Raw genomic sequence first — 17221 nt, forward strand, 5'->3', positions numbered from 1 at the left:
TTGACAATCTCCGGTTCGAATCTGCTATGCCGATCTTGTGGGGTTTCTATAGAAATAGTGCCAGAGCCGGTCTTTATTTTTTTGGTGCCTTTTCCATTGCGCTTGTTACCCATAGAACGTTCTTCTTCCGACAAATGATTTTCCATCTCGGCAGATAGAGCGCTTTCCAGAAATTCCTTTATGATGGGCGCAAAAACGCCTCCTTCGCCTGTGAGTGATTTTCCACTACGTAATTGTTCTAAGGCCAAATCGCGTATGGCTCGGTACTCGGGTGTCTCTTTTTTCTTGTCTGTCATAAACTGCAATATTAAGATTTATTAGTTTATGGACAGAGTTTATTTTACACTCTCGACAGAACCTGAAAACTACCCAAATGAGCTTTTAAGAATTGGTTGAAAGAAAAAATATAAGTTATTTTGAGTTTAGAAAATTATACCGGACAGAGTTAAATTTACATTCCCTTTCGAAAAAAAGAAAAATTCTACTTTAGCATTGTCCTAAAAAAGGGAAGCTTACAATATCTGAAATATCCAGTGTCACATAGTAATAATTCTCATTTGTAATCTGCTATTTATTGTCGTCTGGGTCGCCACCGTTGTGACGACATACACTGGACGGATCATCCTGCTCAGTCATAAACATATCCTGCATCCAATCAGGATTTCTGTTTACAGGAATTTTGAATTCGCTAGGAATGAGAACACCTTCCCATGTTAACTAGAATAAGTTGTCAAAATTCTGAATCATTTCCACAGCATTGGCAATATCCCACCCATTTGGTGTGGCGTCACCTACCATATAAAAAACATCATAAGCAGGTCCTGTCAACTTCTCAAAAGCAATGATCAGGTCCACCAAATTAAGTTCGATGGCATAGACACCAGCCTCTTCAATTAAAAACTTATCATCGAGTTGGGAATCTTCCGTTCTGTACACCAAAGTATTGACATTTTCACCTTTATTATACGAAGGCAAGAACTGCCCCAGCCCGGTGATAAATTTCAATTCTCCTGCCGATAATGTTCCCTGAAAGATAAAAGTGGTCGGATCAGAAGAATTCGATGTTAGCGAAGTTGCAGCCTCAGGACTTCATCCGTTTGGAGCAGCATCGCCTATCATATAAAGGGTTTCAGAAACCGGTTGATAAGTCCAGACAGTAATCTGAGAAGTGGTCATTTGAGGTTCAATCCCCTCAACAGCTACATTTGCAGTTATGCGAATATCCAGGTCAACCTCTTCACCACCGTTAAAGCCAAAGAAATCCATCAACAATGTATTGATTTCCTCATGAGTAAAACTTTTTTTTTGGTAAACAGCTTTCCCCATATTATAGCTCATTGTAGATGCAAAATTATTGCTAGCAACATCCAATTCAAGTATATAGGAAATTGAGCTGCCGGTTCCCATATTGGTGCTTGAAGCCCCCAAAATACTACCCACTTCTGCATTAGCCTGTTTCAGTATCAGAACTATTTCACTATTAGAAACACTAATGGAGACCGGTTCTCCTATTGCGATATCGACTTCGTCATAATCGTCGAAACAACTATATGCTGACCATCCAAAAATGACGGCCATAAGGAAAATTATCAATCTGTTTAGACTGTTTTCCCAGGTGATATTTATATTATTTGTTTGCATGATTATTTCTTTTTGTAATCCTTGGTTTATGAATATGTTTTAAAATGCGTCAAAGAAGCATACAAATTGCCAGAAGTTAAAGGTAGATATCCTGATGCAGTGTTGCTACTGTTTGGCTTCAGGCTTTTTTCTTATCGGAATATGCATTTCATTTTCCGCGATATCTATCAGCCTATTTAAGGCTACAACACGTAATTTCTTTTATTCTAGTCTTTTCTCAAATTCCTTTAAACGTGCATCAAACGCCTTCTCTTGAGGACTTTATCCTTTTTCTTTGGCCATAATTTCAAAGCTTTTTACTTCTTGATTGGTCGGTTACGAGACCCCTAATTTACGAATCCAATTGTCTAAACAACAATGCCCCTTTCTCCCATATTTTTCCATTATCTCTCCCCGACTCTTGTTCGTACTTAGATATTCCTGGACAGCCGCATGTCTCAATTCGTCCGAATAATGGTTTACTTTTCTCTTCATTGTACTTGTTTTTGTTTACTTTTTTTGTAAACCTTTTTTAGGACAAGTCAGTTTTTCAACGAACAGGGATTCCTAAAGCCTTTAGCCGGGAAATTTGATTCTATTTTAGCAGTAATTCATGATCAATACACAGCGGTTGCTCTTCCCGATGATGGGTGACATAAATTATGGAAAGGTTGCTAATTGCTGCCAGGGTATCCACCAACTTCCGAAACCCTTGCTGCTGTGCCTCATCAAACCCCTGACAGGGTTCATCCAGAATGAGTAGAGTGGGATTTTTCACCAATGCACGCGTCAAAAGGCACAATCGCTGATAGGTGGAGGAGAGATCTGAAAACAACACATCCTCATCTTCGGCAATACCCATCACTTCCATCCATTTCAGGGCCGTTTGCCGTTGTTCCCGGCTAACGTGACGATACAGCCCTATAGTGTCGAAAAAGCCGGATTCAACCACTTGCCCGCAAGTAAAGTTACCTGGGAAATACTGAAACAGTTCGGGCGACATAAAGCCGATCTCCCGTTTTATGTCCCAGATGCTTTCGCCACTGCCCCGTTTCCGGTCGAACAAGACAATATCGTTGGCATAAGCCTGCGGATGATCACCATAGATCAGGCTGAGCAGCGTGGACTTTCCCGATCCGTTGGGACCCGACAAGGCCCACCGTTCGCCGGGACGAATGGTCCAGTCGATTCCTTGAAGTACTTCTACAGCTCCATACCGAACTGTCACATTACGCATCTCCACCAGTACCCGAAAATCCGTTTTCTGTTGCCCATTAAGCAATGCCAACAACTCCTTCTCATCCGGTAAGGCAATGGGGTTATGATTGACGGGCACCATATCGGGCCGATACTGATCGGCGGTGCACCACTGCATCTCATAGTTGTTTTTCATGACTAAAACATGAGTCACCACCTCGGGGATGTGCCGAAGTGCGGTAACCATTAAGAGGGAGATGCCGCTTTGTGCAATCTTTTTAAATACCTCATCAAATTTGCGACGTGTCTCCGGATCAAGACCAATAAGGGGGTTGTCAAGCAGCAAAAGACGCGGATTGTCCAACAGAGATGCAGCCAAACGCAAACGCTTGGTCTCTCCATTGGAAAGCTTAATCAGATGTTTCTCCAACAGGGGCGACAAATTAAACTCGGCGATCACCCGTTCCATGGTCCAGGGACCCTTCACCACATTTTTTTCAGCCCTCTCCCTAAGATATTCTTCCACTGTTTGTGCCTCATCGGCATACGAAGCATTGAAACGTTGCTGATAGAAAAAATCATGGGTATGACTCAAATTGGTAAAATCGTGTTTTACATCCACTAATTCCACCAGCTGACGATGCGAAAAAAGCGGATCAGTGATCTGATGCTTCAATCGATAATCCTGATAATAATGATGAACCACCTCTCCCCCTGCCACAAAAAAATCTCCGGCAATGGTTTTGAGCAAAGCCGTTTTTCCGGCACCGCCCGGTCCCACGATGGCCCAATGCTCTCCACGTCGGATGCTGAAATTGAGATTCTCAAAAAGTATCCGACTCCTGAATTTGATACAGGCATTATGTATGGTGAGGATTTCGTTCATATCAGATTATACAATAATGTAAGAAATACGCCAATGGCCAAACCACTTAAACACAATCTATCCAATCAGATAAAGTTTGTTTTAAAATCTTAATGCGAAACACACACACCATTGCTCACCATTATAATATGGGTAGAGAATCGATGCAGATTGCTTATTTCTATTTGGAAAGAGTTTTTTACTAATATATGGATTTACCCAATACGCAATTTTAGTGCTTAGGATTCCGATACCTGCCCCCGTCGTAACGTCCGTTAACCAATGTCTGTCGTTATACATTCTAAAAAAACCTGTTCCTGTCGCAATGACAAAACCTGTAATTCCATACCAAGCAGAAACATCTTTATATTCTTGCCATAGAAATTCAGCTCCCATAAATGCTGTGGCAGTATGACCTGATGGGAACGAGTTATTAGAACTACCATCCGGTCTGGTTATATTAGTTGTTAATTTCAGGCTAGAGACAGTTGCTGTCATAATGAGAAATGATGTCGCTAAAATTGTTGTCCTTTTTCTAAAGTTGTTTTTCCCCTTTATTCCCAATGAATTCAGCGCATAAACAGTCAAAGTTGGTGCGTATTGAGAAAAATCATCAATGGTTAGTTTTTCATCAATATTTTCGTTTAATTCTTCTTTTATTTCTGCATTCAAATTCTTCAGTCCATCACTTTCAATTCCAACCGTTCCATATCCAATTAATACAGTTGGGATAATTAACGATGAGTATTTAAATTCCAACTTTTTATCCGATGAAATAGTATCAGAGGAAAATTCTTGTCCAAAAATTTTAAATGAAAATGGTAATGACACCAAAATCATTATCAAAACTTTTCTGCCTGTCATAAAATAAACTATTATAATTTTGCTTTAAATGTTATGACTGTAGCTTTGAGCACTTCAGACCGATTCTCTGCCATGCCGCTTCAATTTTTATCCGCACCTTGAGAGTTAACCCTACTTGCCCCATAGTTAATGCTCTTTGTTTGAGTCCTGCATTAGCAACAATACATCAACTCCCGAAATTTCAGATAGCAGCTAAAAATACAAATCTTTTTCAAGGACCCCGGAATTTGGATGAAATTTTATTAGAAGGTGCTAATTCTATCAAGCTCAAGAATGACGCCTTTATCCAAGGCTAATCGGGTTTACTTTGACAAACACTACAAAGTAACCTAGCAATAAGCTATTTCACCACAATTATGCAACACGTTTTATAAACTTTTTTATCTGCTTTTCCCTGTTCGACATATACCATGATTGCAAAGCAAACCCGGGAATAATTTGCCCGGTATATTGAGTTAAACCGGCTTTGTAACCGCGAATGATTGCGTCCTTCAACATACTCAGGCAGAAGATTTAAAAAAGTTCAGGCAACAATCATTTGGCAGGTTCTGAAAACTTTTTTTCATCCTCTCCACACTATTTCTACACATTAGTTGAGCCCATTGAAACCACCGTTCCACTACTCTTATCGTCGTGGATATTGCGTATAATTTCTTTATAGATCAGGCAGTTTTTCGTGAAAACCATCTATTAATGCCTCTTTCTTTTTTCTGATCCACCCCTGTACTTGTTTCTCTCGGAAGAATGTCTCATCTATTCATTCAAAATCCTCAAAATAAACCAATGTAACGGGCAATCATTTTTTGGTATAGTTGGCACCTTTACCCTCTTGAAGTTGCGCCAAACGCCTTTTCAGATTTCTTGTACTACCGGTATAATAGCTACCATAGGCACATTGCAAAATGTACATGTAGCCCTTCATAAGTATAAATTTTATTTATTCATTGACCGATTAAGACACCATAGGTCTGTATATACACTTTGGGATACATTAAACACCCTTTTATTTTAATTGTTATTTAAAAAAACAAAACCCTTCTATGATTTTAGTTAAATAAGCAATCATTGATAATATTTTATAAGCATTCAATTCGTTTCCAAAATCTATATCAATACCATGAATAATTTCATGCCTATTCAAATAGACGACCCACCTGTTTAATTCCGATTGATGCATATTTATAGGTGTTTTTTGTTCGATAGATCCCAATGTAAAATGATGTTGTTCTAACAATGTTTTTCTAATTTTCGGAAAAACTTTAGGCTTATAATTATTTTTCGGGTCATTTAAAAAAAACTTTTCCCCAAAATAATCATAACAAATACCATCAATTTGAGTCAAAAACAATACAATTGCTGAATAAAATCTTTGGGCTTCAAAAGATTCAAAAGCCTCTATCAGAATAACTTTACGATTTATATATTTTTCAATAATAATATCCTTTAAACGTTCATAATTTTCCTTGAAATATTTTATGAAATACTTATCAATTTCATCAATTTGATTACTATATAAATAACTTATCAATACATTTATCTCCTTTCCGGAAATAGTATCAAAATTGGGTACAAACCAACCACAATCCGCCATTTTTTTTAAGAAAACGTTTAATCTTCTCGGTATTACGCAATTCAAACCTTTTATCAACATAGCGATTTAATAAACGCATAAAAATTTCATCCATAAAAAAATTTTTTCTATCAAAATAAATTCATTCAGTTCTTATAAATCAATATTTCCAATCACATTTATCCTAAATAATTGAAGTTATCCTCCAATTTCCACCTCGCATTTTTTTGCATAAAAAACTAATTGCTTTAAAAACAAATTTAAAACTATTTGGACAAATCATCTTACCCTTATGTCAAAACATAAAACAGTCCAACACAACCATTAAATTGATAACAATTCACTATCTTCAGGAATCGCAATATAACAACCACAAAGTACACAAGAAATGTCACCCGACAACCGAAAACATCGGGGACCGGGTCCCCGGGATCACCTTCTTTTCACCGAAGAACTAATAAAGATTATGAGCCAGGCAGCCAAAGATTATTGCTGGTTGCTGGACAGAAACTATACCGCCAAGGCGGCCCTGAAACTGGTTGGCGACCATTATAAACTGCGAGAGCGGCAACGGACGGCTCTGGACAGAGTTTGCCAGCCACAGGAACTGGTAGCGCGCGTGGCTGCCGGAGAACTTTACATGCCTGAAGAGTTAAAAAACCAACCTATAATTATTGACGGATTTAATCTGCTGATTATTTTGGAAGCCGTTTTAAGTGGTGCTCCGGTTTTTAAAGGAAGAGATGGACTAATAAGAGACATATCCGGTATTCATGGGTCTTACCGCAAAATCAGTGAAACGCCTAAAGCGATAGAGTTGACAGCCACATTTTTTAAACAATATCATGCCGGTACCGTTTTATGGGTTTTCGACAAACCGGTAAGCAATTCGGGCCGTCTGGCTCAACTGGTAAAAGAGATAGGTCGTAACAACAACATTAGCTGGGAAACAAAGTTGGCGGACCAGACCGACAATAAAGTTGCTGAAGCCAACCAAATTGTTATTTCTTCTGATTCTCAGATACTGGCTCGCAGCAAACAATGGTTCAATCTGATATCATTTTTACTGAATAACAAAACCATAAAGTCTATATGGCTAATAGACATCTGGAAATATTGAAGATTACATGTTAAACAACTAATCACTTATTTTTTAAGGCATCGTACAATATCTCAACGGGATGCTTTGCTCTTACACCTGTTCCATCTTTAATCTGATGCCGACAGCTGGTACCGGGGGCTGCCACCAACGTTTCTGTCTCTTTTCTTCTAATGGTTGGAAATAACACCAATTCACCTATTTTCATAGATACATCATAGTGCTCTTTTTCATATCCGAAAGAGCCGGCCATTCCACAACAGCCTGAAGGTATAACTTCCACTTCATAGTTTTTCGGCAAACTAAGCATCTTAACCGTAGGCTCCAAAGAGGCCAGTGATTTCTGATGACAGTGCCCGTGCAACAATATCTTTTGATGTTCATTAACAAAAAAATCGGGCGAAATATTCCCTTTCTTTGCTTCACGAATAACAAATTCCTCAAAAAGAAGAGCGTTTCGAGCAATATTACGCGCCTGCGGTTTCAACTCATTCGGAACCAAATCGATGTATTCATCACGAAAGGTCAACAGCGCTGAAGGCTCCAACCCTACCAGGGGAACCTCTTCCGATATCCATTTGCTCAGTCGGTTTACATTTTCGATGGCTATGTTACGAGCTTTTTTCAATAAGCCTTTAGATAAATAGGCACGTCCACTCTCCACATGAGGGGGGATTATCACTTCGTAGCCCAGTTTGTTTAACAACAGAATTGCCTTACGCCCTATTTCCGCATCATTGTAGTTGGTAAACTCATCATTAAAGAACAAGACTTTTCCTTTCGACAATGAATGTTTTGTCAGTAACTTTTTTTTCTTTCGATACCAATGTTTAAGGGTGATTTTATCAATTTTTGGCAACGAACGTTTGGGCGCAAAGCCTGATATACGCTTCAACACATTCGAGGTAAAAGAATTGGTCACCACAAAATTGTAGATTCCGGGGACTAACGATGCCAAAGCATTCAAACGAGAAATATTGGCAATCAAGCGAGTGCGAAGAGGAACCCCATGAACTTCATAATAGTGCTGCAGAAATTCCGCCTTCAGCTTGGTGACATCCACACCCGAGGGACACTCCGATTTACAGGCCTTACAGGAAAGACAGAGGTCCATCACTTTGTAAATCTCGTAATGATTGAATCGGTTCTTTACATACGGTTTTCTGAGATATTCTCTAAGAATATTTGCCCGGGCCCGGGTGGTATGCATTTCGTCACGCGTAGCCATATAGCTGGGACACATGGTGCCACCCGAAAGATGAGTCTTTCGGCAGTCGCCCGACCCATTGCAAAACTCTGCGGCACGGATATAACCACGTTCGCGGGAAAAATCAAAAATGGTCTTTATCTCCGGCGTCTCGGTAGTAGCATCGTAACGAAGCGACGTATCCATAGGGGGCGTATCCACAATCTTCCCTGGGTTCAACAGATGGTGGGGATCCCATGTTTTCTTCAATTGATTGAAAAGAATATAATTATCATCTCCCACCATATAGCGGATAAATTCACCTCTGAGGCGCCCATCGCCATGTTCACCGCTGAGCGAACCACGGTATTTTTTCACCAATCTGGCAATTTCTTCGGCAATCTGCCTGAAGAGTTTATGTCCCTCCTCCGTTTTCAGGTTGATTACCGGACGCAGATGCAATTCGCCGGAACCGGCATGACCATAAAAAACACAGGTAGTATTAAATGCCTGTAGCATTCTCTTAACGTCGGCCACATAATCCGGCAAATCTTCCACGGCTACCGATGTATCCTCAATAACGGCCACGGGTTTGGCATCACCCGGCGTAGTAAAGAGAACACCCAAAGCAGCTTTACGTAACGACCAAACCCGCTTGATATCAGATCCTGTAACAAGCGGAAAATGATAGCCCAGGCCGGCCTGTTTCAAAGCGTCGGTCAATCGCTTCACGGCTTCTTCTATTTCTTCCTTTGTCTGTTTGGTAAATTCAACCACCAGCAAAGCTTCCGGATCACCCTCCAGAAAAAAACGGTTTTTGAGCTGCTCCGAATTGTTTTTGGTACAGTTGAGAATAAAATCATCCATCAGCTCACTGGCCGAGGGCTGGTGCTTCAGAGCTATCAGGTTGGCCTGAAGAGCCTCCTCAACAGAATGAAAATGAACACATACCACTCCCTTTTCCCTGGGTGGCAGCGGATGACATTTCAGCTTAATTTGAGTGATCAACATCAAGGTCCCTTCTGATCCGGCCATCAGTTGTGCAAGATTAATACTTTCCCCGCCGGGTGTAAAAGGTGCTGAACGGGCTAATACATCCAGTGCATAGCCTGTATTACGACGATGAATGGATGACTTAGGAAATTCCTTTTCAATATTAGAACGGGTATCCGGATCGCTTAACATATCATTCAGCTGCCTATAAATGACTGCCTCCAAAGAATCGTCGGACACATCGCACTTTTTTCGAAACTCATCATTGCTCATCTCCTTAAAAGTCACCTTAGTCCCGTCACTTAGAAATCCGGTCACTGCCAGAATATTATCCCTTGTGCTTCCATAAACCAGGGAATTGGCCCCTGAGGAGTTATTGCCCACCATACCTCCGATCATAGCCCGGTTGGAGGTTGAGGTCTCCGGACCGAAGAAAAGTCCGTATTTTGCCAGATAAAGGTTCAGCTCATCGCGAACCACGCCCGGTTCAACAGTAACCCATCGTTCATCGGCATTCACCTCAAGAATTCGGGTAAAGGTACGGGAAACATCCACCACAATGCCGTTACCCACTACCTGGCCGGCCAACGAAGTACCGGCTGTTCGGGGAATCAGAGCTACACCGTTGTTCCGGGCAAAACGGATCAATTCCCGGAGGTCCTCTTCGTCTCGAGGGAACACCACGGCCAGGGGCATCTCCCGGTATACCGAGGCATCGGTGGCATAAAGCGTCCGAATCACCTCATCGGTAAACACTTTCCCTTTTATCAATTGCGATAGGGTTACAAGTTTCAATTTCATAAATAATGTACCTTAAAAAGAAGGGCAACCCTGCCGGGTCACCCTTCTCTCACAAGACCTAACTAAATGGCACTTCACTGTTTGTCAAGTGCAAATATTTTACTCTTTATCAGCATTTAAAGCATCAATGATTTTTTTCTCAAGTTCGTCTGCCAGTTCAGGATTATCACGTATCACTTCTTTCACGGCTTCTCGTCCCTGTCCCAGTTTAGTTTCACCATAGCTGAACCAGGAACCGCTCTTTTTAATAATGCCGTTTTCAACGCCCAGATCGATAATCTCACCCACTTTAGAAATACCTTCTCCATACATAATATCGAACTCAGCCTTTCTGAATGGGGGTGCCACTTTGTTTTTTACCACTTTTACCCGGGTATGGTTTCCGACGACTTCTTCCCCGTTTTTGATTTGGGTCACCCGACGGATGTCGAGACGAACCGAAGCATAAAACTTCAACGCATTACCCCCGGTCGTGGTTTCGGGGTTTCCAAACATGACACCAATCTTTTCCCGCAACTGATTGATAAAAATACAACAAGTATTGGTTTTACTAATATTGGAAGTCAATTTCCGTAATGCCTGAGACATGAGTCGGGCCTGAAGCCCCATCTTATTGTCGCCCATCTCCCCTTCAATTTCCGCTTTAGGGGTAAGAGCAGCTACGGAATCAACCACCACTAGGTCGATGGCAGATGAACGAATCAGCTGATCTGCGATTTCCAGGGCTTGCTCACCGTTATCGGGCTGAGAGATAAGCAAATTTTCCACGTCCACACCAAGCTTTTCGGCATAAAAGCGATCAAAGGCATGCTCTGCATCAATAATGGCTGCAATACCACCCAGTTTTTGCACCTCTGCCATGGCATGAATGGCCAGCGTTGTTTTCCCTGACGATTCAGGCCCGTAAATCTCAATAACGCGACCCCGTGGATATCCTCCTACGCCGAGTGCCCGGTCAAGAGCTATGGATCCGGATGAAAAAAATGGGACATTTTCTGCCACCGATTCCCCCATCCGCATAATGGCTCCTTTTCCATAGGTTTTATCAATTTTATCCATGGTCAGCTGAAGTGCTTTCAGCTTCTCTGCGCTGACTTTTTTTGCTTCTTGTTCTTTCTTGTCCTTCTTTTCCTGTTGTTCGGCCATAATTTATGTCTAATAATATGTTTTCCCTCTAACTGTAAGCAAGTTTCATTTCACCGATTCATCTGGTCAACGACCTGTTTTTCTGTCTTGAACCCGGCAACAATTTTGCTTTGACGAAGATAAAAAATCTCTCAAAACAACTCACTACAATTGCTCAATATTTTTCCTCCTATAGAATTAATTCATCCATGTCTGATGGCTCTTGCATGACCTGCTTTTACACAGGTTCATGATCCCAAGAGATAAAGACAAGCCAACATCGCCATGCTCGTTTCATCCACGGCACACACATCGACACATCACTTATAAAAACAACCAAGTAAAACCGAACCTTTCAAGTTGCCGGGACTCAAAATTTCAGATCCTCGAAAATCTGTTCAGCATGTTCTTTGGTTTTAACTTTCTCAAAGATTTTCAAAATCAAACCGTCTTCGTCTATGACAAAGGTGGTACGTACCACGCCCATATAGGTCCGACCATACATTTTTTTCTCGGCCCACACGCCATATTTTTCCAGAATCTCTTTTTCGGTATCGGCGATAAGATCGAACTTCAGACCGTATTTGTCACGAAACTTCTGATGCGAGGCTTCACTATCCGGACTAACCCCAATAATTTTGAATCCCTTTTCTGCAAATTGATCCAAATTGTCATTCAAATTACAGGCTTCAGCCGTACACCCCGGCGTGTTATCTTTGGGATAAAAATATAAAACCACTTTCTGACCTTTAAAATCATCCAGAGAGATCACTTTTCCATCCTGATTTTTACCGCTAAATGCAGGGGCTTTTTGCCCCACTTCCAGTTTATTCATCGCTACATTATTTTAAATGGTTCCTTAGGAAAACAGATATAAGAATATTTGGTTTAATGTTCATGCCAAACCTGCATTATTAAGTTTTAAGGATTGCCGCCACACCTTCAAAATCGCCCACAAATTTAAGGGGATTCAAATTCCTATCCGAGGGTTTAGAGCAAAATCCAATCATTCCACAAACATTTGAATCGCGTTTTCGAGTCTAATTTCAACCTGAATGATTAAATTTGATGCGCACAATGAATGAAGGCATCGTAAAATGAAGCAACTCAAAAATATTTTCAAACACATGAAATCAATTGCTGTAACACTGTTAGTTTTTTTATTCGCCATTTCAATAAAGGGACAAGATCAGCCGGTTTCTGCCGATGAGGCATTCGATTTGTTTCAGAAGGGAAACTATTCCGAAGCACTACCCGCCTATACCGCCCTCATCGAAAGATATGACCGAGACGCAAAATACAACTACTATTTGGGCGTTTGTTTGGTAGAACAAAGGCAGAATTACGAGGATGCCATCAAGCGACTAAAATATGCCATCTCCAAACGCGTAAGCCGGGATGCCCATTTTTATTTGGGGAAGGCTTATCAACACACCTATCAATATGATATGGCCATAAAAGAATATGAGAATTTCCTGAAATATGCCGCCAACAGTGATCCCCGCCGTGAAATCACCAAAAGAGCTATTCAGGATTGTGAATCGGGTCAGGAGCTCATCAACAAACATTTCAGCATCAAGGTAATCCGAAAAGACACTATTCAGCAAGAGAATTTCCTTAATGCTTATACTTTTCCGCATGAATGCGGCACTCTTTCCCCCAACGAATCATTTTTCAAAACGGGCGTTCCCCCGAAAGAGATCATGTATCGTACAGAAAAGGGAAATGAAGTATATTTTGTTTTGGAAGAATCTGCTGCGTCGGCACACGACATCTACAAAATGGAACGGTTGCTGGATAAATGGGGTGGCAGCAAAAACCTTGGTGTTCCCATTAATACCGACTATGATGAAAAATATCCTTTTTTAATGGTAGATGGCACCACCTTCTTTTTCGCATCGGATCGTCCGGGCGGTATGGGTGGCATGGATATTTACCGCTCCATATATGATCCGGAAAGCAACACCTTTTCTGCACCTGAAAATGTTGGCCCTCCGTTCAACTCACCTGCCGATGATTACCTCTTTGCAGCCGACCCCTTTGGCAAACAAGCCTGGTTTGCCACCAACAGAGGGGTGGCCCCCGGCAATGTCGTCGTGGTAAAAATTGTCTGGGATAACAGTGTCATCAAAAACCTGTCTCAAGACGCAAAGCAGATAAGAGAATTGGCATCTCTTCCCTTATCATCCGGAAGTTTATGGAATAAGAATCAGGAAGATCAGAAAATAAAACCTGCCAGGTCAATTCCGGATATCAAAGAATTTGTTTTTCACATTAACGATACCATAATATATACCAATTACCAACAATTCTTAAGTGATGCAGCCAGAGCTGAATTTAAACGTGGTCAGCAAGCTGAGATGGAAAAAGACAGTCTGGAACAGCTCATGCGTATCAAACGAAACCAGTATGCCAAAAGCTATAATCAAGAAGAATTGACTCGATTGATGGATGAAATACTAAATCTTGAACAAAAGGTTTATGGACACGATGATCAGGCCAAACGTCATCTTATTCGTGCCAGACAATTGGAAACCGAAAAAATCTCACAACTCATCAGGGAAGGAAACTATCAAAATATTGTACCTAAGGAAAAGAAAAACCAAAAAGACAAAGACCATAATGCACCGCTGGGCATCTTGCGGCCCAACGATTTCACCTTTTATTCGGACGAAGAGTTTGTGAGAAGGAAAGAAAAAATGACGCCCATTTACCATAAGCTTTTTACACCGGTACAGATAAAAACCCTGCAAACGACCGATAGCATGTATACCTGGGCCAACATCCTTAAACTGGAAGCCGCCAAACTCCTTGAGCAATCGGTAAACAATGAAGATGAAACGCCAAAACAAAAATCGATTTTTGATAAATTAAAAAATATTGATTCCTCAAATAATGAGCAGGCAGAACAAGAAACAGAACGCTTAATCAAGAAGTCAAAAAACATGCAAAAAAGAGCTCTGGACCTATATCATGATGCGCTCGACCGAAAATACAATATTTATCAGCCCAAATTGGAATTACTCTCTCAAAATTCCGATTTTCCTCAAATACAAACAACTTTCCGAAAGGCCCAGAGCTATTTTGAAGACGCCAATAATCAGCTGGCCAAAATGGCCATCTGGAATCCTGAAAAATACGAACATATAGCAGCCATTAAAAGAGAAGCCATTGAAATGATTGAGGATGATTTTGTAAATTACATTTCCGACCCGGGAAGATCATTCCCTCAAACTGTTAGCACTGAAAACAGCAGAAAGAAACCCTACATCCAAGCCAATTATCAAACCATCCAAAATAATAGAAACAGGCAAGCAGGGCCGGCTGCATCCACCGCCAAGCCTGAAAATGCAGACGCACTTATAAAGTCGGCCTTTTCCAAGGCTCAAAATTCCAATGAAAAGCCAATAACACTACCCGTATTTAAAATCCAGATTGGGGTCTTTAAAAATGCGCCGGATCCAACCATTCTGAACGATCTTCCCGAGGTCTCGTCCGAGCCAATAGCAGGGAAAGATCTTACCAAATACTTTGCGGGCAAATACACCACTTACGAAGAAGCCTTTCGCAATGTATCTCCTATCCGTGGGAAAGGATTTCCGGGTGCTTTTGTGGTGGCTTTTCACAATGGAAAACAAATACCCGTTAGTGAAGCTAAAAAATTGGTGAATTCTCAAAATTGATCACTTCTAAGTAATCGCTACGAACAAAATGAAAATTATATGGGTCAAATGTTCATGGCAAATATACACACCATTTGCCTCTTCCAATTTCAGAATATAACATCAATAAAATAATAGGGACGAAACGAGTCTGACAATGTGAGATTGTCGCAAAAGAACATGAATGAAACCATGAGTCATGCGAGTTCCATCAGACCAATGGATTAACCAATTTTTATACGGATGAAAATAACAGCAGTGCTTGTTCCATTGGAATTATTTTCATAATTTACAGCAAATTTCTGAATTATGGCACCATATGATAAAAAAGAAGAAAATCACAATCCCGGTAAAGAAAATATGGGCGATCATGTTCTAATTCTTTACAATGATGATGTGAACACTTTTGATGATGTGATCAACGCCCTAATAACCATTTGCCAACACGACAGTACTCAAGCTGAACAGTGTACCATCATTGCGCATTACAATGGCTCTTGCGAAATAAAACGCGGTCTCTACCCCGATCTGGTTCATCTTCGCCAAAAACTGGAGGAACAATCCTTAAGAGTAAGAATTCACCAACTTATTGTGCCATAGAAATTCATTCATTTTTAAACGAATATTCTCATCCAGGAATTGATTTCAACAAGAGGTTAAACATCAATATCACCTAATAACCAAATCATTACAATAAGAAAACATCAAATTACCAGCATCATATGCCGAATAAACGTTTTTTTAACTAAATAGATTATGGGAATAATCATATTATTAATCATCACCGGAATTCTGCTTCTCATTCTTGAGTTTTTTGTTGTGCCCGGCATCACGATCGCCGGAATAGGTGGTTTTGGAATGATTATTTATGGCATAATTATGGCCTATGGCATGGGTAGTTCCACCGGACATATCACACTGGCTGCCACGCTACTAGCCACCATTATTATTTTATATTATTTTCTCAGGACAAAGACCTGGAACAAACTAATGCTCCAATCAACGATCAAAAGTCAGGTCGACACTGTCGAAGAAGAAACCATAAAGCCCGGAGATCAAGGAATTACCATAACCCGACTCAATCCGATGGGAAAAGCCAGAATCAACAACCAGGAAGTAGAAGCCCATTGCCCTGGGCAATTTGTTGATCCAAAAACAAATGTTGAAGTCATTGAAGTACATCAGACCTATATTATTGTTAAACCTGTAAAATAATAACCATGGAAGTTTTTGGGACACTTGGACTGATAGCGGTCCTAATCGTTCTTTTTTTTATTTTCCTTTACTATGTGCCGGTAATACTCTGGTTTTCAGCCCTTGTATCAGGCGTAAGGATTTCACTAATCCAGCTGGCACTCATGCGCATTCGGAAGGTGCCGCCCACGGTCATTGTGAGAGCAATGATTGAAGCTCATAAAGCAGGTCTCCAGAGCATCAAACGAGACGAACTGGAAGCCCACTACCTTGCGGGTGGTAATGTAAACAATGTGGTTCATGCCCTCGTATCGGCATCCAAAGCCAACATTGACCTTTCATTCCAAATGGGTACAGCCATTGACCTTGCCGGTCGCGATGTGTTCGAAGCCGTGCAGATGTCGGTTAATCCCAAAGTTATTGACACCCCTCCTGTTGCAGCGGTTGCTAAAGACGGTATCCAGCTAATCACCAAAGCACGTGTTACGGTCCGGGCAAACATCAAGCAGCTGGTTGGTGGCGCCGGCGAAGAAACCGTACTGGCACGGGTAGGTGAAGGAATTGTTTCATCGATTGGTTCTTCCAGTTCGCACAAAGCCGTTTTGGAAAATCCGGATTCCATATCAAAAGTGGTTCTCAGCAAAGGTCTGGATGCCGGAACCGCATTTGAAATTCTGTCAATCGATATCGCCGATATTGACATAGGGAAAAACATTGGTGCGGAACTTCAAATCGATCAGGCCGAAGCGGATAAAAACATTGCTCAGGCCAAAGCGGAAGAACGTAGAGCCATGGCTGTAGCTCTGGAGCAGGAAATGAAAGCCAAAGCACAGGAAGCCCGCGCCCACGTAATAGAAGCTGAGGCAGAGGTGCCCAAAGCTATTGCCGAAGCCTTCCGCTCCGGTAATTTGGGTGTCATGGATTACATGCGATACAAAAACATCGATGCCGACACCCAAATGCGCGATGCCATTGCCAGACCTCAAAACCCCGGACAAACAAAAGGAAATGATGACAAAGGGAAAAGCGACAAACCGTAAATACC

At 41.2% G+C, this 17221-nt stretch carries 16 protein-coding genes and 1 pseudogene; 5 read left to right on the forward strand and 12 right to left on the reverse strand.

Annotation, left to right across the window (positions count from 1 at the left end; all coding sequences use genetic code 11):
• From ACT29H_RS00005 to ACT29H_RS00045, 9 genes and pseudogenes are all read right to left on the reverse strand, one after another.
• The coding region (locus ACT29H_RS00005; protein WP_444819534.1) for a transposase at positions 1–296 on the reverse strand (296 nt) is incomplete at its 3' end.
• Between the two features lie 421 nt (positions 297–717).
• A pseudogene (locus tag ACT29H_RS00010) lies at positions 718–1056 on the reverse strand (hypothetical protein); the annotation flags it as partial.
• 33 nt (positions 1057–1089) lie between these two features.
• Positions 1090–1641, reverse strand: a complete 552-nt coding sequence (locus ACT29H_RS00015; protein WP_444819535.1) for a SusE domain-containing protein — start codon at positions 1639–1641, stop codon at positions 1090–1092.
• A gap of 315 nt (positions 1642–1956) precedes the next feature.
• Positions 1957–2115 (reverse strand): hypothetical protein, encoded by a 159-nt coding sequence (locus ACT29H_RS00020; protein WP_444819536.1) that lies wholly within the window; start codon positions 2113–2115, stop codon positions 1957–1959.
• 100 nt (positions 2116–2215) lie between these two features.
• Complete coding sequence (locus ACT29H_RS00025; protein ID WP_444819537.1) at positions 2216–3703, reverse strand: ATP-binding cassette domain-containing protein; 1488 nt, start codon at positions 3701–3703, stop codon at positions 2216–2218.
• A gap of 81 nt (positions 3704–3784) precedes the next feature.
• Complete coding sequence (locus tag ACT29H_RS00030) at positions 3785–4546, reverse strand: phosphatase PAP2 family protein (RefSeq protein WP_444819538.1); 762 nt, start codon at positions 4544–4546, stop codon at positions 3785–3787.
• Positions 4547–4900: 354 nt separating this feature from the next.
• A complete protein-coding gene (locus ACT29H_RS00035) occupies positions 4901–5044 on the reverse strand; it encodes a hypothetical protein (protein WP_444819539.1) in 144 nt (47 codons plus the stop codon).
• A gap of 298 nt (positions 5045–5342) precedes the next feature.
• Positions 5343–5468, reverse strand: a complete 126-nt coding sequence (locus tag ACT29H_RS00040) for a GIY-YIG nuclease family protein (RefSeq protein ID WP_444819540.1) — start codon at positions 5466–5468, stop codon at positions 5343–5345.
• 93 nt (positions 5469–5561) lie between these two features.
• Entirely contained in the window at positions 5562–6197 is a 636-nt protein-coding gene (locus ACT29H_RS00045) for a hypothetical protein (protein ID WP_444819541.1), read from the reverse strand.
• Between the two features lie 307 nt (positions 6198–6504).
• Here ACT29H_RS00045 and ACT29H_RS00050 point away from each other — a divergent pair, with 307 nt between their 5' ends.
• The gene (locus ACT29H_RS00050; RefSeq protein ID WP_444819542.1) at positions 6505–7236 is read left to right on the forward strand and encodes a DUF434 domain-containing protein; all 732 of its coding nucleotides are present in this window, start codon (positions 6505–6507) and stop codon (positions 7234–7236) included.
• Positions 7237–7258: 22 nt separating this feature from the next.
• Here ACT29H_RS00050 and ACT29H_RS00055 read toward each other — a convergent pair whose 3' ends face one another.
• From ACT29H_RS00055 to bcp, 3 genes are all read right to left on the reverse strand, one after another.
• A complete protein-coding gene (locus tag ACT29H_RS00055; RefSeq protein ID WP_444819543.1) occupies positions 7259–10195 on the reverse strand; it encodes an FAD-binding and (Fe-S)-binding domain-containing protein in 2937 nt (978 codons plus the stop codon).
• A 99-nt stretch (positions 10196–10294) separates the two neighbouring features.
• Positions 10295–11341 (reverse strand): recombinase RecA, encoded by a 1047-nt coding sequence (gene recA / locus ACT29H_RS00060; protein ID WP_444819544.1) that lies wholly within the window; start codon positions 11339–11341, stop codon positions 10295–10297.
• A gap of 349 nt (positions 11342–11690) precedes the next feature.
• A complete protein-coding gene (gene bcp, locus ACT29H_RS00065; protein ID WP_444819545.1) occupies positions 11691–12155 on the reverse strand; it encodes a thioredoxin-dependent thiol peroxidase in 465 nt (154 codons plus the stop codon).
• 292 nt (positions 12156–12447) lie between these two features.
• On the opposite strand from bcp, the gene ACT29H_RS00070 reads away from it, so the two are divergent.
• The 4 genes from ACT29H_RS00070 (at position 12448) to floA (ending at position 17216) form a co-directional block, all read left to right on the forward strand.
• Positions 12448–15003, forward strand: coding sequence for a tetratricopeptide repeat protein (locus tag ACT29H_RS00070; RefSeq protein ID WP_444819546.1), 2556 nt, complete (start codon positions 12448–12450; stop codon positions 15001–15003).
• A gap of 288 nt (positions 15004–15291) precedes the next feature.
• On the forward strand, positions 15292–15582 hold the full coding sequence (locus ACT29H_RS00075; protein WP_444819547.1) for an ATP-dependent Clp protease adaptor ClpS: 291 nt from the start codon (positions 15292–15294) through the stop codon (positions 15580–15582).
• A gap of 156 nt (positions 15583–15738) precedes the next feature.
• On the forward strand, positions 15739–16197 hold the full coding sequence (locus ACT29H_RS00080; RefSeq protein ID WP_444819548.1) for an NfeD family protein: 459 nt from the start codon (positions 15739–15741) through the stop codon (positions 16195–16197).
• Between the two features lie 5 nt (positions 16198–16202).
• Entirely contained in the window at positions 16203–17216 is a 1014-nt protein-coding gene (gene floA, locus ACT29H_RS00085; protein WP_444819549.1) for a flotillin-like protein FloA, read from the forward strand.
• Positions 17217–17221 lie beyond the last annotated feature (5 nt).

The sequence above is a fragment of the Thermophagus sp. OGC60D27 genome (assembly GCF_052400625.1).
In the GTDB taxonomy this organism is placed as follows: domain Bacteria; phylum Bacteroidota; class Bacteroidia; order Bacteroidales; family Marinilabiliaceae; genus Thermophagus.

Bases quoted from the DNA above. Each gene is read 5' to 3' on its own strand.
- ACT29H_RS00015 (WP_444819535.1), bottom strand. From the start codon at position 1,641: ATGCAAACAAATAATATAAATATCACCTGGGAAAACAGTCTAAACAGA.
- ACT29H_RS00020 (WP_444819536.1), bottom strand. From the start codon at position 2,115: ATGAAGAGAAAAGTAAACCATTATTCGGACGAATTGAGACATGCGGCT.
- ACT29H_RS00025 (WP_444819537.1), bottom strand. From the start codon at position 3,703: ATGAACGAAATCCTCACCATACATAATGCCTGTATCAAATTCAGGAGT.
- ACT29H_RS00030 (WP_444819538.1), bottom strand. From the start codon at position 4,546: ATGACAGGCAGAAAAGTTTTGATAATGATTTTGGTGTCATTACCATTT.
- ACT29H_RS00035 (WP_444819539.1), bottom strand. From the start codon at position 5,044: ATGTTGAAGGACGCAATCATTCGCGGTTACAAAGCCGGTTTAACTCAA.
- ACT29H_RS00040 (WP_444819540.1), bottom strand. From the start codon at position 5,468: ATGAAGGGCTACATGTACATTTTGCAATGTGCCTATGGTAGCTATTAT.
- ACT29H_RS00045 (WP_444819541.1), bottom strand. From the start codon at position 6,197: ATGTTGATAAAAGGTTTGAATTGCGTAATACCGAGAAGATTAAACGTT.
- ACT29H_RS00050 (WP_444819542.1), top strand. From the start codon at position 6,505: ATGTCACCCGACAACCGAAAACATCGGGGACCGGGTCCCCGGGATCAC.
- ACT29H_RS00055 (WP_444819543.1), bottom strand. From the start codon at position 10,195: ATGAAATTGAAACTTGTAACCCTATCGCAATTGATAAAAGGGAAAGTG.
- recA (WP_444819544.1), bottom strand. From the start codon at position 11,341: ATGGCCGAACAACAGGAAAAGAAGGACAAGAAAGAACAAGAAGCAAAA.
- bcp (WP_444819545.1), bottom strand. From the start codon at position 12,155: ATGAATAAACTGGAAGTGGGGCAAAAAGCCCCTGCATTTAGCGGTAAA.
- ACT29H_RS00070 (WP_444819546.1), top strand. From the start codon at position 12,448: ATGAAATCAATTGCTGTAACACTGTTAGTTTTTTTATTCGCCATTTCA.
- ACT29H_RS00075 (WP_444819547.1), top strand. From the start codon at position 15,292: ATGGCACCATATGATAAAAAAGAAGAAAATCACAATCCCGGTAAAGAA.
- ACT29H_RS00080 (WP_444819548.1), top strand. From the start codon at position 15,739: ATGGGAATAATCATATTATTAATCATCACCGGAATTCTGCTTCTCATT.
- floA (WP_444819549.1), top strand. From the start codon at position 16,203: ATGGAAGTTTTTGGGACACTTGGACTGATAGCGGTCCTAATCGTTCTT.